The 16,724-nt window shown below is 60.4% G+C and carries 14 protein-coding genes; 7 read left to right on the forward strand and 7 right to left on the reverse strand.

The annotated features are described in order from the left end of the window. Positions 1 to 163 precede the first annotated feature (163 nt). The 4 genes from J7U39_RS23290 to J7U39_RS23305 all read right to left on the reverse strand — a co-directional run bounded on the left by J7U39_RS23290 (position 164) and on the right by J7U39_RS23305 (position 7,747). Positions 164 to 2,683 (reverse strand): DEAD/DEAH box helicase family protein, encoded by a 2,520-nt coding sequence (locus J7U39_RS23290; protein ID WP_210632618.1) that lies wholly within the window; start codon positions 2,681 to 2,683, stop codon positions 164 to 166. A gap of 257 nt (positions 2,684 to 2,940) precedes the next feature. After that, positions 2,941 to 4,848, reverse strand: coding sequence for a UvrD-helicase domain-containing protein (locus J7U39_RS23295; protein WP_210632619.1), 1,908 nt, complete (start codon positions 4,846 to 4,848; stop codon positions 2,941 to 2,943). Next, complete coding sequence (locus J7U39_RS23300; RefSeq protein WP_210632620.1) at positions 4,845 to 7,232, reverse strand: AAA family ATPase; 2,388 nt, start codon at positions 7,230 to 7,232, stop codon at positions 4,845 to 4,847. The genes J7U39_RS23295 and J7U39_RS23300 overlap by 4 nt, the downstream gene beginning before the upstream one ends. A 329-nt stretch (positions 7,233 to 7,561) precedes the next feature. Next, positions 7,562 to 7,747, reverse strand: coding sequence for a 4-oxalocrotonate tautomerase (locus J7U39_RS23305; RefSeq protein ID WP_221102530.1), 186 nt, complete (start codon positions 7,745 to 7,747; stop codon positions 7,562 to 7,564). Positions 7,748 to 7,870: 123 nt separating this feature from the next. Here J7U39_RS23305 and J7U39_RS23310 point away from each other — a divergent pair, with 123 nt between their 5' ends. From J7U39_RS23310 to J7U39_RS23335, 6 genes are all read left to right on the forward strand, one after another. After that, positions 7,871 to 8,755, forward strand: a complete 885-nt coding sequence (locus J7U39_RS23310; RefSeq protein WP_210632621.1) for a LysR family transcriptional regulator — start codon at positions 7,871 to 7,873, stop codon at positions 8,753 to 8,755. A gap of 94 nt (positions 8,756 to 8,849) precedes the next feature. After that, a complete protein-coding gene (locus J7U39_RS23315) occupies positions 8,850 to 9,359 on the forward strand; it encodes a nucleoside kinase (protein ID WP_210632622.1) in 510 nt (169 codons plus the stop codon). Positions 9,360 to 9,557: 198 nt separating this feature from the next. Beyond that, on the forward strand, positions 9,558 to 9,905 hold the full coding sequence (locus J7U39_RS23320) for a metalloregulator ArsR/SmtB family transcription factor (RefSeq protein WP_210632653.1): 348 nt from the start codon (positions 9,558 to 9,560) through the stop codon (positions 9,903 to 9,905). Beyond that, positions 9,898 to 10,401, forward strand: coding sequence for an SRPBCC family protein (locus tag J7U39_RS23325; protein WP_210632623.1), 504 nt, complete (start codon positions 9,898 to 9,900; stop codon positions 10,399 to 10,401). Before J7U39_RS23320 ends, J7U39_RS23325 begins: the two co-directional genes overlap by 8 nt. A gap of 103 nt (positions 10,402 to 10,504) precedes the next feature. Then, positions 10,505 to 10,870: a VOC family protein gene (locus tag J7U39_RS23330; RefSeq protein ID WP_210632624.1), complete on the forward strand. Its 366-nt coding sequence runs from the start codon at positions 10,505 to 10,507 to the stop codon at positions 10,868 to 10,870. Between the two features lie 100 nt (positions 10,871 to 10,970). Next, complete coding sequence (locus J7U39_RS23335) at positions 10,971 to 11,831, forward strand: NmrA family NAD(P)-binding protein (protein ID WP_210632625.1); 861 nt, start codon at positions 10,971 to 10,973, stop codon at positions 11,829 to 11,831. A 91-nt stretch (positions 11,832 to 11,922) separates the two neighbouring features. Here J7U39_RS23335 and J7U39_RS23340 read toward each other — a convergent pair whose 3' ends face one another. Further along, positions 11,923 to 12,786, reverse strand: coding sequence for an NmrA family NAD(P)-binding protein (locus tag J7U39_RS23340; RefSeq protein WP_210632626.1), 864 nt, complete (start codon positions 12,784 to 12,786; stop codon positions 11,923 to 11,925). A gap of 118 nt (positions 12,787 to 12,904) precedes the next feature. Between J7U39_RS23340 and J7U39_RS23345 the strand changes: the two genes are divergently transcribed. Continuing rightward, a complete protein-coding gene (locus J7U39_RS23345) occupies positions 12,905 to 13,804 on the forward strand; it encodes a LysR family transcriptional regulator (RefSeq protein WP_210632627.1) in 900 nt (299 codons plus the stop codon). Positions 13,805 to 13,906: 102 nt separating this feature from the next. Here the strand turns inward: J7U39_RS23345 and J7U39_RS23350 are convergent, their stop codons facing one another. Next, on the reverse strand, positions 13,907 to 14,677 hold the full coding sequence (locus J7U39_RS23350) for a glucose 1-dehydrogenase (RefSeq protein WP_097598957.1): 771 nt from the start codon (positions 14,675 to 14,677) through the stop codon (positions 13,907 to 13,909). 245 nt (positions 14,678 to 14,922) lie between these two features. After that, positions 14,923 to 16,680: an adenylate/guanylate cyclase domain-containing protein gene (locus tag J7U39_RS23355; RefSeq protein WP_210632628.1), complete on the reverse strand. Its 1,758-nt coding sequence runs from the start codon at positions 16,678 to 16,680 to the stop codon at positions 14,923 to 14,925. Between the last annotated feature and the right edge of the window lie 44 nt (positions 16,681 to 16,724).

Below are 16,724 nucleotides of genomic sequence, written 5' to 3' on the forward strand. Positions count from 1 at the left end.
TGCGTCCGCGTTCCGGTCGTTCACATAGGCCGCAGGGATTTCCCCGAAGCAGCCGCTCGACATGTTTGGGCTTGAATATCCAGCTAGGCGGATGCCAGCACGTGGACAGTCCGATCGCTCGGTGCAGGGCATTGCCAAATCGGCGGTGGCGCACCGCCTCGCATTACTTCATGTCCTTGAGCTGGCGAGAGTATTTCGAGAGAAGGTCCGGAACCGACAATCCGTGGGCTTCGAGTACCTTTTGAATATGGGTTGCGGTGAGATCGTCAAGGTTCTGGTTTTCGAACGACTTGAAGAACTCGCGCGTGGCTTTTATTAGTTTCTTAAGGTCCGGCTCCCGGACGCCTTCCACGTAGTGGGTAAACGCCGCAGCGCTTTCGATCTTTCCTGCCGGATGGATAATGAGACGCTTGACCTTCATTTCCTTGTAATGCTTGGCGAACCAGGCGCTCGACCGGTTCATCTGCTCGGCTTCCCGCTTATTTATCTCGGCACGAGTCACGCCGACTTCGCTCTTGCATTCGAACAAGATGTACTGGCTGTCGTCCAATGCCCAAAGGTTGTCCGGGCCCTCCTTCCACTCTGCATCCGGCCGTTCTCCGACGAAACCAAGAGCAAAGCTCAACTCGTTAAGCGCGGCCTCAAACTTGTCTGCCTTCGTTCCGAAAACCAGTCTGCCCAGCATTTCGGTGACCACGACATTAAGGTCTGCATAATCGTTGTGGGCTCTTATCCATTTCTTGACGCGCTCTGCGCGGCCTTGGCTCACCACCGTGAGTTTGGTGACAGTAACGCCGGACGCGGGTTTAAGCAGGAGCCTGTTCCGTTTGTGCGCGGCGATCTGAAGAACATCTGCTTCGGCGCGATTGGACATGAAATTGTATCGGGCCTGGGTTTGCAAATGCCAACCCTTCTCATCATCGTCTAGGGTACCCTTATCGATGATGGCCTGAACCATCTTAACGGCACCGGCGTAGTCGCCCCTGATGTGTGCTAGTTCGGCGTCCAACTCAGATTTATAGAGCTTCAAAGCCGTTTGATCGGAGCCGGCCACTGAAACCTTCTCCATTTGCTCGGCATAGAACGCCTTCCAGTCGTCGTCTCGCTTGATACATTTGTTCGCGAGATCGACAAAGGCCTGCAATGGCTCCATGCCGTCTTCGATATCCTGCTTGGCCATATTGGTGATTTCGAGGCCGATCTCGATCTGCGTGGCCATTTGCGACGAAAGAAACCGACGCGAAGACTTATCCCGAAGCAGTCGGACGAGATCGGAACCGATGACAACTACGACCGAGTAGTCCTTCTCGCCGCGCACGCTTCTACCCATGCCCTGCTCAACGGTCCGCACGGTACGCATTAGGGTCGCGGCGCTATGCGGACGGCATTGCTCTTCGTAGAGGTCCGTGAGACTTTCGGCGTATGGCTTCGAATCGAAGACGAGGATGCGGCACGTCTTGTCGGGTAGATCAACCCCATCATAGCGGTTCGCGAGGACGACGGTCTCGTCGAACTCTCCTCGAGAAAGCGCGTCGATCGCCGTGCCGATAGTCTCTGTCTTCGGGACTAAGGCGCCACCGCTTTCCCAAGGTTTCGCCTTTTCAAAGCTGGGCACGAGCGCCACGCGTCCGTAAGTTCGCCTCTTGCTGCTTTTGGCAAATTTCTCGACGATGAAACCGTGGTCCAAATCCTCGTGGATGAGCGACGGCAACAGGACCATCTTTTCGCCCGACCACTTTTCCCCGTCGTACGTCAGCGGTTTGACGATCGTTTCCGGCGAAAGCCGTAAGCCTTTGACTAGGAATGCGTCGTCGGTGACGGTGGCGGACATGAAGATGCGATGTCTGGCCTTGTCGTAAGAACCGAAGGCGTCGAGCGGCGGGATGTAGGGCTCGATCTCGACGGCATTCCCTGAAATGACGCACTGGCAATGGGTCAAAAGATTTTTGAGCAGGGGCCAGGCGAACTTGATCGACTTGCGGTCGGAATTCTTCGAAAGGATGCCGGCTACCTCTGCTTCTCGCGGGATCCATGCCCAGTAAGGCACAGGCAGGAACGCGTCTCGTTTCTCGTTCTCTATATCGGCGTAGGTGCCCATACCCTGCTGTTCCAGATCGGCGGAAAACAATGCCTTCAATAGGCTGTAGGCTTCCTCCTCGCGGGGGATGTGGATTCGGCACTGGTTGCGAATCGTGTCCGAACAGGCATGCGCGTCGTCCATCAACATGGTGTCGACCGGTACCGACTGCTTGTTGAGTCCGAACTTAGTCAGGCCATTGAATACCTTCTGCACCGATGTGACGAAGATGGATCGGCCGTCGATGAAATCCTCTGGCAGATCACCGTCCGAAGTACACGTCCGTATTCCAAATTGGCGTGCCTGCTCACATGTCTGGTCGACCAGGAAGTTGTTCGGACAGATATAGACCACTGGTCCATGGCCGGCGTTCAAACGCGACTGCAGCATGAGAAGGCCGATCAGCGTCTTGCCTTGACCCGTATGCAACTTGACGATCGTGTCGCGCTTGTCAGTGTCGATCTCGAACCATTTTGTGAGCACGGCAATCTGTGCAGGGCGCAAAGGGCCTTTGTCCGCTTCGCGATCCAAAGTGTCGTAAAGCTTGACGGGGTCCGTCGGTTTCTCGACGGCCTTGCCGCCAAGTTTCTTCTTGAAGTCAACCATGTGCAATCACCGAAAAAGAGAGCGGACAATCAATATTCTTATTGGGATTACACGCGGCACTCACGGTCGTAAACAGCTTATCCGGGTGTTGCAGCTAGAATAGTTTCCGTGCTCTCTGGTAGCCTTGTCGCCCCGCCCTTCAGTAGCGGACGGTCCCCCCAAGTCACGCTCTCGGTTCTGTGACGGGGCCGCTAGAGGAAGTCGGCTCATCAGCTTACAGGTGGCAAAGCCGACGTTCTTAAAGCTAGTCGTCGCTCCTAGACGATCAGTTCTATCTCACCTGGCTCGAACCACTCCTGCCTAATCATTGCGTCGCGTGCCAACGTCGGATCAGCAGTGTAGTAAACGACGGCAAGGCTTTGCTCGGCACGGCTGCAGGTCACGTAAAATAGTCGCCGCGTCCGATCGATGGTCGTCTCCTTCCCGGCCGCTTCATTCTCAAGATCCGTCTTGCTCTTCGCCTTCGTCGCGAAAAGCTTGTCATAAGCGAACATGAAGCCACGGGCTTCATCGTCACTAACGACAACCATTACCCTTGGAAATTCCAGCCCCTTCACCCCCTGGTGCGTGTCGAACTGCGAGACGCCGCGAACGTAGCGATCATATCGCTCGATCTGATCGAAGGGCGCCTCAAGCGCCAACCGCCAACCGCCCAACTCGCTTTTGACATCGATTTCTTCTTCCCGGTCGTCGGCGTCGCCTGCAGCGTCAATCTCGCCTTCCGCGACTACGGCATCGGCGGCGGAAAACGGGACTAACACCTCGGGTATGGTGAAGAGGTTAGTTTCGGCGACGTAGCGCAAGACCGTGCGCGCGGTCGGCTTCTCATCCGCATTCACCAGAGCCAGCAGGCCATCGCAGGCGGCCTTTACCTTGCTGAGAATCTCGACCTGCTTCTGGTCTGCAGCTTCAAGCGCTTCGCGCTCGAGGAGTGGCGACGTGCGCCGAACGACTGCGGCGACAGCAAACCGATCTCCCGTGCGCAGGGCTGTGACCAGCGGCAGTATCTCGCGCGTGAAAAGTCCGATGCCCGCTCCGGTCCCTTGCAGAAAGCTCGTGCGGATGCGCTCGACAGCGTAGAGAGGCTCGAAGAATTGTTCGAAGCCAAACCTGCGCGCGGACATCAGGTGCTCCAGCGCCAGCGTCTTGACCGCTTCGGCTCCCTCCGCCCAACTCGGATCGCCCGTGATCTCCGCCATCCGTGCAGCTACGGTGGCCTCGGCCGCGCTCTTGTCGGCTACCGCGTGCGAGACGACGAACAGCCGAACAACGCCCTGTTCAGCATCGCTCCGCGGCTGCTGTTCCTCACCATCCTCATCCCGTCTAATTTTGTTGATGAGCGTGATGACGCGCGTGGGGCAACGATGGTTCATCCGCTTCCTCGGCCTGGCCCAGGCCTGCGGGATCGCCTCCGCTAAACGCTCCTTACCGTCGGCGTAGATTCGCTGCATCGTGTCGCCAAAGAGTCCCAGGCAAAAGGCCTCGCGGTATCCCGCCTCGACATCGAGCAGCGCGTCCATGAGCCTTCGGCTCGTATCCTGACTCTCGTCGATCAGCAGGATTGGGAAACGGGTCACTAGCAGCCGGCGCAAACCAGGCTTCGAGCAGAGAAAATCGGCGGTCATGGCGATGACCTCCGCGTGGCTCAGAGAGTCCCTCGTGCGGTTGTCGCCCGTCGGACTGTAAACGAATCGCGTAATTTCGGCGAGGTTCTCGCGGCGACGCCGCTTGCTTTCTATCGAGCGAGCGCGGTCCGACGCGGCTTTGCTGGTTGCCCGACCCTTCGCCTGTGCTTCTTCCAACTCCGCGATATCCGCCAGGAGCCGGGTCGACAGCCACCCTCTAATATCAGCGTCGTAGCCGGCAATCAACGACCACGCGAACGCGTGAATGGTCGATACTTCCACGCGAGGATCGAACTCGAGGCGTTGCTTGATCTCGTCGCAGGCGGCATTGGTGTAGGTAATCACCCCGATCTTCTGACCGGATAGCGACAACCGCCGGCCCTGCTCCTTGCACACTGTCCGGATCGCCTCGACGAGCGACCGGGTCTTGCCCGATCCGGCGCCAGCATAGAGAAAGAAGCTCCTCGGCTTCTCGACGTTCAGGCAGGCGAGGATCATCTCATCGGCTTCGGAATCGAATTTGTCGTCGACCGCGCTCATGCGTCGACCTCCTCGATTTCGGCGACGACATGCTCTTCGACCAGCGGGCCAGCCTCGACCTCCTCCTCGGGCGGTGCCTCCTTGACCAGAGGCAGAATCTCAACCTGCTTTTTCTTGAGCTGCGCGAGTAGCCACTCAAGTCCCTCGGCGATGTAGCGCGGCACGACAATCGTGTCGAAATTCTCAACCTCCATCACGTCAAGCGCAAACTCAGCCTTCTTACCGTTCTTGAGGGCGAGGTACATCTTCCCACTGATCGCGGCCACCCCGCCACCATCAGCGATCGCATCGCGAAACTTGCGGACCAGGCCGGTCCCATCCAGTTCGGCGAAGAAGCTGAGGTTGTCGAACGCCAGCGCGTCCTCAAACGTATACGGATATGCGATCTCCGGCCCGACAATACCCGGTGACGTCAGACCCATCGGGATCTGATACGCGGCTCGCACAGCAAATAGCGGATCGCCGTCCTCATGCAGCGTCTTCGTCGCGGCATCAGCTCGCATCAGCTCATCGACGTCGTCGAGCTTTGGCACCCATGTCTTCAACGTCGCATTATTGGTCTTCTGACCAGCGCCTTTTGCGGGTTGGACCGAGGCGCCGCCCGTTTTATCCAGCGTATCCAGGTCAGTGATGATCAGCGTCAGCAAGCCGAGGTGATCAATCAAAGGCTTGAGACGATGCGCGTGGCTTCCTCCGATCTCAAGTAGGGTGATGTAGCACTGGTTGAGCTCGTCGTAGTGCGCTCGGATGAAATTGGGGACGAGCATGCGCTCCGCTGGCCCCTCCACCAAAATGGCCGCGTCGGCGAAGAACAGATCCGCGTGCTGTGCCCGAAGATATCGGGTCACGAAACGCTCGGTCTCACTGCCCGGACCAAAAACCTCCGACAGATTGATAACAGTGGAGACCGGCACTTTCGCGGCCATACCCGCAGGCAGCCGCCGGAAGTAGCGCAGGCAAGAGAACGACGTCTCATGCGCGACATGACTCGAATGGGTGCTAACAACCAATTGGGTGCGCAGCTTTTGGCTGTCACCTAGGTCCTCGTGCGCACGCAGCACTGCATAAGCCTTCTTGATGAAGACTTGCTGGACCTGCGCGTGCAAATGCGCTTCCGGTTCCTCGACCAGGACGAGATGGAGGGGCTCGGTCGTGGCCACCGTCGCACCGGTTGATGCCTTCCCGACGCGCATCCAGGCGTCTCGAAAGCTCATCAACCGGAATATCATCGAGATCAGGTTTTGATAGCCGAGGCCGTTATTTGCCTCGGGCAACCGCAAAACGGGCGTCGTCGCGCCGTCCTCGGCAATGACGTCCACCTCGAAGCTGATCGCCGCATTGTGGTTGAGACCGTCGATAGCCTTCAAGCGCGTCGAGACGCGCGGACGCGGATCGGTCACGCCAGGGTATCCCATACCCTCGACTTCTGTGAACGCCACCTTGAAACTCTCGGTCAGCCGCTTGTCGAACGCGTCCTGGGCGGCTTCTATCGCCTGCAACGCGCCGAGGTCCTTCGGGTCAGGTCCCTTCGTCGGGTCGAGGTGTTTAGCGTAGTAGCTTCTGAGCTGATCGGACAGCCGACTGCCACTTGCCGACACAGGGGCATCGTCCTCCTCCGCCGCCTGCTGCTCCTCACCGAAGCCCCTCTGCGCCGGTATGTCGTGGACACGAATCAGGCCGCTCAGCGGGTCGCCATCGATCGGCCGAGAACTGCCCGGAAGGACCTGCGGGCGCGCCAGAGATTTCGCAGGAGCGATAAGCTGACCCGGATCCAGCGAATAGGCCCGGATGGTGAAGTGCGTCGACAAACGCTTGCTCAGGAAATCGATCAGACTCTCAGGCCAGATCGTCAGTTTGTGCGGAGTGGCAGGCGGATCAGCGTCAGGATTCTCCGCCTCAGCGGCCGCGACGGCCGCCGCCCTCATCGTCTCGGCATCGCTCACCGCACCCATGTACTCCTTGTACAAGAGCGCAAGGTCCTTCGGCTCGTAGCGCAGTCGGACACCGAGTCGTCCCCCCTCCCAATCCAAGGTCGGGATGAGGTCGCGAACGTGGTGCATTTCTCCCGCTTCGACATGCAGCCACAGATCCAGAGTCGGCAATGCGCTAACCCAGGGATCAACGACTAGGTCGACGATTTCCTCCGCGTTCCGGGCAGCAATCCACGCCTCACCCAAAGCGATGATCGTGGGCCAATGGCACAACGTGAAATCGTGCATCTCGAACGGGCAGCGGCGCGGCGACAGGAAGCGTCGTAGCGCAAGCATCGCCGACGTCTTGCCGCTATTGTTCGCTCCGACGAAAAGTGTGGTCGTGGTCGAAAGATCGACCCGCGTCGACAACAACTTCCGGAAATTGGTGATCTCCAAGAATTCAATATGCACAACTAGCGCCTCCTACCCCGGTATGGATCGACAATAACCTCAGAGAGGGACTACAATCTAGGGGTGTCTTGAGCGTCCGCCTCTGGGTGGAAACGAATTCTATCTGAACGTCCGTTATGGGGCGCAAAGCCGCCATCTCCCACATCAACGAAGAGTCCCTCTTAGGACAGACTCGGTCGGTTCAGATGCAAGAGAAGCCAGAATCGCCGGCGAAGCCGGCTACCCGGAGGCTTGCAGGTGTTGTATGCGGCAGCCGATAAGGTTCCGGTCAGGGCCGGAGCCGAGGTCCTGGCTATGGCCCGCCGCCCGCCGATCGCTCCTTCGGCCTCTCAGCCCTCGGATTTCAGCTTGCCGCCGACCCCCCAGGAATCCTTGGCAATCTCCGTGATCAGGATTTCCAGCGATTCCGGCGGGCAGGCCAGGGTTTCGACGGCGGCCTTGGTTGCTTCGCGCACGAAGGCGCGTTTCTGCTCGTCGGTGCGGCCGGGATGCATCTGCAGGTGAAGAATGGGCATGTTTTTTCCTTCGTTTTTGGCAATGTCCTTCGCCTTGCGGCGGGCATCACGACTATGTTGTAAATGCTGAGGTTGATAAATAAGCTGCCGGTATCGTCATTCGAAACCTGTGAGTAGGCAATCATGGACAAGCTGGCCGGCATGGCGATGTTCGTCAGGGTCATCGACAATGGCAGTTTCGCGGCCGCCGGGGAGATCGCGCGGGTGTCGCCGGCCATGGTTGCCAAGCACATCAAGACGATCGAGACCCGGCTCGGGGCGAAGCTCATCCATCGCACCACGCGGCGCCATCAGCTAACGGAGGTCGGCCAGCTCTATTACGAGCGCTGCAAGCGGGCGCTTGCCGAAGTGGCGCTGGCCGAAGCTTCGGCAAGCGAGCTGCAATCGGCGCCGCGCGGCCGGCTCCGGCTGGTGGCACCCGTCAGCTTCGGCACGCAAGTCCTGGTGCCGGCGCTGATCGAATACCAGAACGCCTATCCCGACGTCAGCATCGAGCTGTCGCTCGACAACAATGTCCATGATCTCGTCGGCGAGGGGTTCGAGCTCGGCATCCACATCGGCCCGCTCTCAGACAGCAACCTCGTCGCTCGACCGCTCACGCCCTATCGGCGCATTCTCGCGGCCTCGCCGGATTATCTTGCCCGCCATGGTCGGCCGGCCGCGCCGGAGGATCTGACCAACCATCTCTGCCTCGGCCATTCCTATTGGCGCATGCATGACCGCTGGCACCTGGTCGGGCCGGGCGGCGAAATGCGCGATGTGCCGATCTCCGGAAAATTTTCCACCAATCAGGGCGCAGCACTGCGCATCGCAGCGCTCAGCGGCGCCGGAATCGTGCTTCAGCCAGAACTGCTGCTGGCTGCCGATATCGCCGACGGGCGGCTTGAGCAGGTGCTGCCGGAATGGTCCTACAGACCTGTGCCGATGTACCTCATCTATGCCCCAAACCGGCGTCCGACAGCGATGCTGCGGACGGTGATCGATTTCCTGGTGGAACGATTCGGCTAAGCCGATCGATGTCGACATAGTGACGGGCGTGCCGGCTCATCCTCCGTCCGGTGAGACTCTTCTCACCGGATCAAAGCCCGTGATAAGAGCGCTCATGGGCATCAAGAACTATTTGATCGAAGGCAGTTCGGGCACTGGAAAAACCTCTGTCGCTTCCGAACTGGAGCGGCGGGGCTACCATGTTGTCCATGGCGACCGCGTCCTGGCATATGTGGGCGACCCCGAGACAGGCCAGCCACTCGCGGGACCACCTGAAGGCGCCGATCGCCTTGTCTGGGGATACGCGCATTGGATCTGGCCTGCCGAAAAGGTCCGGGCCATTGCTGCCGACACCACCCACCCTGTCACTTTCTTCTGTGGCGGCTCGCGCAATTTCCACAAGTTCTTGCACCTGTTCGATAAGGTTTTCGTGCTCGACATCGACGTTGAGACTTTGAACCGGCGATTGGATGGGCGGCCCGATGAGCCTGGCTTCGAGCCGGCCGAGCGGGCTCTGGTGCTCCGTTACCATAAGACCCGGGAGTATCTTCCCGTCGGCATCAATATCGACACGGCGGGTAGCATTACAGGTGTCGTCGACGATATCCTCGCTCAGCTCACCTAAAGTCCTGAAGCTGAATCGGATGCGAAGCGCTCGATCATTGTTCGAAGTGCGCTAAGCCGCGTGAAAGCTGATCAGCTGGATTTCCGTTCGTAGGCACCGGCAGCCGCCGCGGTGCATGACCTCGAGTGGCCGGTCTTCGGCGGGGAAAGTTCGGGGACGCTTGCGCTACCTGCGCGAGCAGGTTATACACTGAACCATATGGTTCAGTATGAAAGTCCTCCTCTCGATCTCTCATTCGCGGCGCTGTCCGATGCGACCCGACGCGGGATCATCGATCAGCTTGGGCGAGGGGACGCGTCGATCACCAGTCTGGCGGATAAGTTCCAGATGACGCTGACCGGCATGAAGAAGCACGTCCAGGTTCTCGAGCGGGCGGGGCTCGTCGTCACGCAGAAGGTCGGACGGGTGAGAACCTGCAAGCTTGGGAAACGCGGCCTCAAGGCGGAGGCCGAGTGGATCGAGGCGCATCGCCAGCTGTTTGAGGCCCGCTTCGAAGCATTGGATGAAATCATCAGCGAAATGAAACGGGAGGGAAGCGATGACTGAGCAAGTTGAGAGGACAGGTGACGCGCAGAACCGCACGTCGGTCGAGCGCAGAGGAGATCGCGAACTCGTCGTAACCAGGACATTCGATGCGCCGCCGAGCACGGTTTACAGGGCGTGGAGCCAGCCCGAGCTGTTCCAGCGCTGGTGGGTGCCGAAATCGGGGCCCGGCATTTCGCTGGTATCATGCGAAATGGACGTCCGCACCGGCGGCAAATATCGGCTGGAATTCGGCGCCGGCGGTTCGGATACCATGGCCTTCTATGGCAAGTATCTCGAGGTGGCGCCGAACGAGCGCATCGTCTGGACCAATGATGAGGGCGAAGAGGGCGCGATCACGACCGTGACCTTCGAAGACCAGGGCGGGAAGACACTTGTGGTTTTCCACGAAGTCTATCCGTCCAGGGAGGCGCTTGAGGAAGCACTCCAGGGCTCGGCTGTCGCATTGCCGGAGCAGTTGGAACAGCTCGACCAATTGCTTTCCAGCCTGACCGAGTAGCGGACGGCCCTTCAGACCGCCCTTGCCGCCATCCACGCAGGTTTGGAACGCACCTCGTCCTGTTTCATTACCGTGGAGGCGGTAAGCAAGGGGAGTTATGGCAATGCTGATCCAGGGAATCTACGCCGCGCTCGCAACGGCAGACATGGATAAAGCGGAGCAGTTTTACACGCAGCTGTTTGACCGGGAGCCTGATGATCGTCCGATGGAGGCGTTGATCCAATGGCGCAATGTCGCCCGGGGGAACATTCAAATCTTCCTCGACAAGCAGAATGCCGGGTTCGGCAGGCTGACCATTGTGGTGCCGAAAATGGATGAAGCCCGCAGAGCGCTCGAAGAGATTGGGGTGACGCTCACAGGTGAATCCGAGGGTGACTACGGAAGGATTGCCCAGATCGCGGACCCCGACGGCAATCGCATCACCCTTGCGGAGCCGCCCTCCCGTCCATTCGATACGCAGCGAAGATAGCGCCGCTGCTTGACGCTCTGGTTTGCGCGCGCCTAACGGCAATGGAACCTTCGGCAGCGCCGAAGTGTTGTGCTCGGCATGATTGCGGGAGGCATGACCGATGTACATCATTGTTGGCGGGACGGGGCGCGTTGGCTCAGCAGTGGCGAAGACGCTGCTCGACGGGGGCGAAGCCGTCACCATCGTCACCCGAAACCCTGAGAAGGCGGGCGCATGGCGACAGCGGGGCGCAGAGGTTGCGATCGCCGACGTCCACGACGTCACCTCGCTGCGGACCGTGTTCCGCCGCGGGAAGCGGGCCTTCCTGCTGAACCCGAACGCTGACATCGCGAGCGATACGGACCGGGAGGAGCGCGAGACCGTGCGCTGCCTGCTCGAGGCGATCGAAGGGTCCGGGCTGGAGAAGGTGGTGGCGCAATCAACCATGGGCGCGCAGCCGGGCGAGCAATGCGGCGATCTCAATGTCCTTTACGAACTGGAGACGGGCCTGAGAGGCCAGCCGATTCCCGCCAGTGTCATCCGCGCAGCCTATTACTACAGCAACTGGGACACGATGGTGGGACCTGTCGCGAAGGACGGGGTGCTATCAACCATGCTCCCGGCCGACCTCACGCTGCCGATGGTCGCGCCCGAGGATCTGGGAAGTGTGGCTGCACAGCTCCTGCGGGAGCCGATCGACCGGATCGGCATATACCCAGTCGAAGGGCCGGAACGATACTCTCCCAATGACGTTGCCGCAGCCTTCGCCGCCGCCCTCGGCCGGGCCGTTCGCGTCGAGGTGATCCCGCGCGAAACCTGGGAAGACGCATACCGCAATTTGGGCTTCTCCGACGCGGCGGCGCACTCATATGCCAGGATGACGGCGCTCACCGCCGATGGCCCCGAATATCCCGAGGACTCAATTCGCGGATCGATCTCGCTCCAGACATACATAGATGGGCTCGTTCGGGACTCGTCCTGACGCGCCTTCGTATGGGACTTGTGCCGGGGCAGGCGCCTCGTCTTCAGGTGGCGACCTCCATGGGATCGCTGAAGCCGCCACGGCGTTTTCATCAACCGCGTTCGACCAGTTTGCGGATAGCGGTCTCAAAGGTCGTTGTGCCCTTGCGCGATCGGGCCTCGCCATCTTCGAACTCGATCCAGCCTTCGTTGAAGCCGTCAAGCATGCGCATACGGGGTCGGGGGTTCTGCATGCCCTGGTTCAAAAACAGCGCTTCCCATGTCTCCCTTGCCACCGGCTCGGCACGGACCCTCTTGCCGAGCACGGCAGAGAAGGCCTCCGCCATCTGCAGCGGCGTGATGCGGAGCGGACCCTCAAGCTCGACGATGCGTTTACCGGTCCAGTCCTCCTGCAGCATTTCAGCCGCAGTTGCGCCGACATCGCGCACGGAAACCATTGGCACCGGTTTGGTGACCGGCTGCAGAAAGCTTGGCATGATGCCGCTCTCCCTTGCCGGCGCGATGTCCCAGGCTGAATTCTCCATGAACCAGCAGGCGCGCAAGAACGCTACCGGCATCGGGAGTGTCGACATTGCCCGCTCGACGAGGCCGAGCTGGCTCAGCAGATTCTCCTGCTTTGCCTGCGCGCCGATCGTCGACAGGCACACCACCTTCTTCGGTGACGCCTTTGTGAGCGCCGTCTTGAGCACTTCTATGATTGCTTTCACCTCCGGGAAACCCGGCGCAGGATCGAAGCTTGGCGGCAGAAGCAGGAAGACGCCCTCGGCGCCTTCGAAGGCTTGGGCGAGACCCGCCGCGTCCGTCATGTCGGCAATGGCGACTTCCGCACCTCGATCCCGCCAGGCGCCTGCTTTTTCCGCGTTGCGCAGGACTGCACGGACAGCAAGACCCTGATCTATCAGTTTCGCGCCGACCACGGCGCCGACCTGACCTGTTATTCCAGTGACAGCAAACATTATCGGACTCCTTTTGTCAGCGGCTTTCGCCGCGCCGAGTGAATGATGCGCCAAAGTCGCCTTTGACTGAATTGCCCTTTTGTCAGATAACTCATGACAAAATATCAGGAACCGAATGATGTTCGACGGACGATTGCTGAATGGGGTCAGCGTGCTTGCCGCCGTCGTTGAGAGCGGCAGTTTCGTGAGGGCAGGCGAGGCGCTGGGGCTGACACCTTCCGGAGTCAGCCGGGCGGTGGCGCGACTTGAGAGCCGTATCGGCGTGCGGCTGCTCGAGCGGACGACCCGTTCCCTGAGGCTCACCGATGACGGCACGCGTTTCTACGAGCAGGTCGTGCCGTTACTCGGTGGCATCGAAGAAGCCGCTGCCTATGCGGCCGGGACGACGCAGACGGTGCGCGGGAGGCTGCGGATCAATGTAGATCCCTATTTTTCGCGGCTGATCCTCGCGCCGAAGCTCGGCACCTTTCTCGACCGCTATCCCGATCTTCAGCTCGAGGTGGTTACAAGGAACGAGATCGGCGATCTTGTCGCCGACGGCATGGATGTGGCGGTGCGCTTCGGCGAAATCCCGGCCAAGAGCTCGCTGATTGCCCGGCAACTCTTTCGCACGAGGGTGATCACGGTTGCCGCGCCGTCCTATCTCGCACGGCATGGCACGCCGACGCTGCCTGCCGACCTGACCGATCATACCTGCATCCAGTATGAGGACCCCTTGACGGGCAGGCCTTTCGAATGGGAGTTGCGGCGCGGAAAGAAGGTGGTGCCGATCCAAACGCATGGGCGCATCCTCGTCAATGATGCCGGTACGGCCCTTGCCACCTGTCTCGCCGGGATCGGGATTGCCCAGGTCTTCTCGCTCGGAATGAAGCCCTATCTTGACAGTGGCCAGTTGGTCGCTCTCTATCCCGATTGGCCCGATGAGACCTTTCCGTTGCACTGCTTCTACACCTCCCGCCATCATGTGCCGGCCAAGGTTCGCGCCTTTATTGATTTTTGCTTCGAAATCGTCAGCTAGATGCCGCTGCGAGGATCGGCTCGGAGGCTTTTACCGGGCATCTTCAGCGGCTTCCAAAAGCGCCATAAGTCGCATTACAATTGCCGGCGATGTGGCCTTGCCTCAGGCGACGGACCAGCCACCGTCCACCAGCAGGTTCGCGCCGGTGATCAGGCTCGCAGCCGGCGATGCCAGGAAGACGACGGCGCCCACGACATCATCGGTTTCACCGATCCGGCCGAGGGGAATGTGATCGAGCGTCGCTTGGCGATTGGCGGCGTCGGATAGAAAGGGTGCCGTGCCATCCGTATGGATGAAGGTCGGCGATACGGTGTTGACGGTGATATTGTAGCGTGCCCACTCGGCCGCAAGGCAGCGCGAGAGGTGATTGATGGCCGCCTTGCTCATGCAATAGATGGCCTCGCCGCGCAGGGCCACGGTGCCGGCCTGTGAGCTGATGCTGATGATCCGGCCGCCATTCTGCTTGATCATCTGGCGCCCGACCGCCTGGGTCATCAGGAAGGTGCCCTTGACGTTGACATCGAGGATCTCGTCGAGGTCCTTCTCCTCGACGAGCTCGGCGAGATTGCCGGGAGCCACGCCGACATTGTTGACGAGGACGTCGATCCGATCAAACGTCGTCAACGCCGCGTCGACGGCTTGTGCGATATGGGCTTTGTTGGGAATTTCCAGTTCAACAGCGAGGACTTTTCGTCCCGTGCCCTCGAGCTCGGCGACCAGGTCCGCCGAGGCTGCGACGTCACGGACCCCCAAGACAATATCGGAGCCTGCCGCGGCACAGGCAAGCGCGCAAGCTCGCCCGATGCCACGGCTCGCGCCTGTTACCAAAGTCACTTTGCCCTCAAGGCTGAAGTCCGGCGCGTTCCTCTGCATCATGGTGCCTCCCTTGATGAAATCAATTTATGCCAGAGTCGGCGCGGCTGCCAGATACTCTGCGCATGTGCAGCGGCCTCCCCGCCGGACCGCAGCGCCGGGGTTCAAGAGAGCCTCATCATGAGTTGCCCCGCAGGGGGCCTCGAAGGACGAGGCGGGTGCTCAGCCATTGTTACCTGCAAGAAGCAGCGTTGCGGCATTCGGTAGCAAACGCCACCATCGGTTCTCGAGGACAATCCGACCCGTCAATTCAGGCCGGCACGGGTAAGTCCTTCGATCAGACGCGCCCGATCCTCGGCGCGGACGAAAGAAGATGTTGCTCCGACCGCGTCCCGTGAGATATCAGGAACCAGCGATTTAAGCCGTCCGAGCAAGTCCATGGCAGCCTCCCGGTTGTCGAGAAGTCCGGCACAGGCCGTGCCAATGATCAGCGGAACCGCATGGCCGGACCGCAATCGATGCGCCTCCCGTGCGTAACTCAATCCAAGTTCGTAATTCGCGCCCTGGAAATGAGCCATGGCGTAGTAAAACTGAAAGTCGCCGAGAAAGGCCTCGCGCGGGCTCAGTCTGAGGGCGTAGTCGATGCAACGAATGGCGTCCGCCGCGCGGCCCCCGTTGGCATGCGCAAGTCCCAACTGGCCGTGTGCAAACGCGGAGTTGGGGTTGATCGCGACAGCCTGGCTGATCGCTGCCACCGCCAGGACATTGTCGCGCGTCCCAAAGGCTATCATCGCCTGCGCAAGGTAAGTCCACGGTTCCTTATCGTCCGCGGCCATGGCTTGTTGAACGACATCCCTGGCAAGGCCCAAGGCATATCCCATGTCCTCCCACCCCTGGAACGCGCGCCACATGGTAATCCAACCTTTCATGGCGAGCGCCTGGGCATAGCCGGGGGCCAGTTCGATTGCCCGATCGAGCAGCGGGAGCATCTTCCTGCTGCTCTCCTCAGATAGTTGGGAACACAGGAACACCGCCCGCACGACACATTCCCAGGCATCAAGGCCATGATGCGGCTTGGGGCTTTCGCGAGCATGCTCCGCCGCCAGGAGTTCCGGCCCGATGCGGCCGACGACGCTTGCGGTAATTTCGTCCTGAATGGCGAAGATGTCGCCGAGGTCGCCGTCGTACCTCTCGGCCCAGAGATGGACGTCGGAGGCCGCATCGATGAGCTGCGCGGTCACCCTCATCCGGCTGCCGGACTTGCGGACACTCCCCTCGAGAACATAGCGGACCCCGAGTTCGTGCCCGATTGCGCGCACATCCACGGGCTTTCCCTTGTAGGTGAACATCGTGTTGCGGGCGATCACGAAGAAGCCCTTGAGCTTGGATAGCGCGGTGGTGATGTCCTCGGTCAGCCCATCGCTGAAGAAGTCCTGCTCCGGTTCGGCGCTCAGGGCGTTGAACGGCAGCACGGCAATGGATGGCCGCTCCGGAAGTGCAGACCTCAACGATGCCGTTCCTGCGGCCGTCCTTTCCTGAAGGGGGCGGTACAGTCGCACCGGCCTTTCCATATTCTTCAGCGCGCGCTCGCCGAGGTATTCGTAGTCGCAGTCAAGCTTGCCCGGGAGGTGATCGTAGGCCGTGCCGGAAATGCAAATGCCGCCCGGATCCGCCAAGGTCTGGAGGCGGGCCGCGATGTTCACGCCATCGCCGTAGAGATCCCCATCGAGCTCGTGGACCACATCACCCAGATTGACGCCGATCCGGAAGACGATGCGTCGCTCCGTCGGGATATCGGCCTGGTTCTCGGCAACCCCCTTCTGGATCGCGACCGCGCACGCGACGGCATCGACGACCGAGCCGAACTCCACGAGCGCACCGTCGCCCATCAGCTTGACGATACGGCCCTGATGCTCGGTCAGCAGCGGATCGATCACCTCCCGACGCAGAACCTTGAGGGCCGACAACGTCCCAGTCTCGTCATGTTCGACGAGGCGGGAATAGCCGACGACGTCAGCGGCCAGGATCGCGGCCAGCCGCCGCTCTGCTCTTGCGGTTGCCATGGCTGTCTCCCCTCAGGAGATGCGCCGAATGAAGCCCAGGCGAT

The organism is Rhizobium sp. NLR16a (assembly GCF_017948245.1).
Taxonomy (GTDB): domain Bacteria; phylum Pseudomonadota; class Alphaproteobacteria; order Rhizobiales; family Rhizobiaceae; genus Rhizobium.

What these genes read in the sequence shown, in the direction of transcription:
- J7U39_RS23335 (WP_210632625.1), top strand. Translation starts at nt 10,971, where the DNA reads ATGTACATCATTGTTGGCGGGACGGGGCGCGTTGGCTCAGCAGTGGCG.
- J7U39_RS23325 (WP_210632623.1), top strand. Translation starts at nt 9,898, where the DNA reads ATGACTGAGCAAGTTGAGAGGACAGGTGACGCGCAGAACCGCACGTCG.
- J7U39_RS23290 (WP_210632618.1), bottom strand. Translation starts at nt 2,683, where the DNA reads ATGGTTGACTTCAAGAAGAAACTTGGCGGCAAGGCCGTCGAGAAACCG.
- J7U39_RS23305 (WP_221102530.1), bottom strand. Translation starts at nt 7,747, where the DNA reads ATGCCCATTCTTCACCTGCAGATGCATCCCGGCCGCACCGACGAGCAG.
- J7U39_RS23330 (WP_210632624.1), top strand. Translation starts at nt 10,505, where the DNA reads ATGCTGATCCAGGGAATCTACGCCGCGCTCGCAACGGCAGACATGGAT.
- J7U39_RS23310 (WP_210632621.1), top strand. Translation starts at nt 7,871, where the DNA reads ATGGACAAGCTGGCCGGCATGGCGATGTTCGTCAGGGTCATCGACAAT.
- J7U39_RS23340 (WP_210632626.1), bottom strand. Translation starts at nt 12,786, where the DNA reads ATGTTTGCTGTCACTGGAATAACAGGTCAGGTCGGCGCCGTGGTCGGC.
- J7U39_RS23315 (WP_210632622.1), top strand. Translation starts at nt 8,850, where the DNA reads ATGGGCATCAAGAACTATTTGATCGAAGGCAGTTCGGGCACTGGAAAA.
- J7U39_RS23345 (WP_210632627.1), top strand. Translation starts at nt 12,905, where the DNA reads ATGTTCGACGGACGATTGCTGAATGGGGTCAGCGTGCTTGCCGCCGTC.
- J7U39_RS23350 (WP_097598957.1), bottom strand. Translation starts at nt 14,677, where the DNA reads ATGCAGAGGAACGCGCCGGACTTCAGCCTTGAGGGCAAAGTGACTTTG.
- J7U39_RS23295 (WP_210632619.1), bottom strand. Translation starts at nt 4,848, where the DNA reads ATGAGCGCGGTCGACGACAAATTCGATTCCGAAGCCGATGAGATGATC.
- J7U39_RS23320 (WP_210632653.1), top strand. Translation starts at nt 9,558, where the DNA reads ATGGTTCAGTATGAAAGTCCTCCTCTCGATCTCTCATTCGCGGCGCTG.
- J7U39_RS23355 (WP_210632628.1), bottom strand. Translation starts at nt 16,680, where the DNA reads ATGGCAACCGCAAGAGCAGAGCGGCGGCTGGCCGCGATCCTGGCCGCT.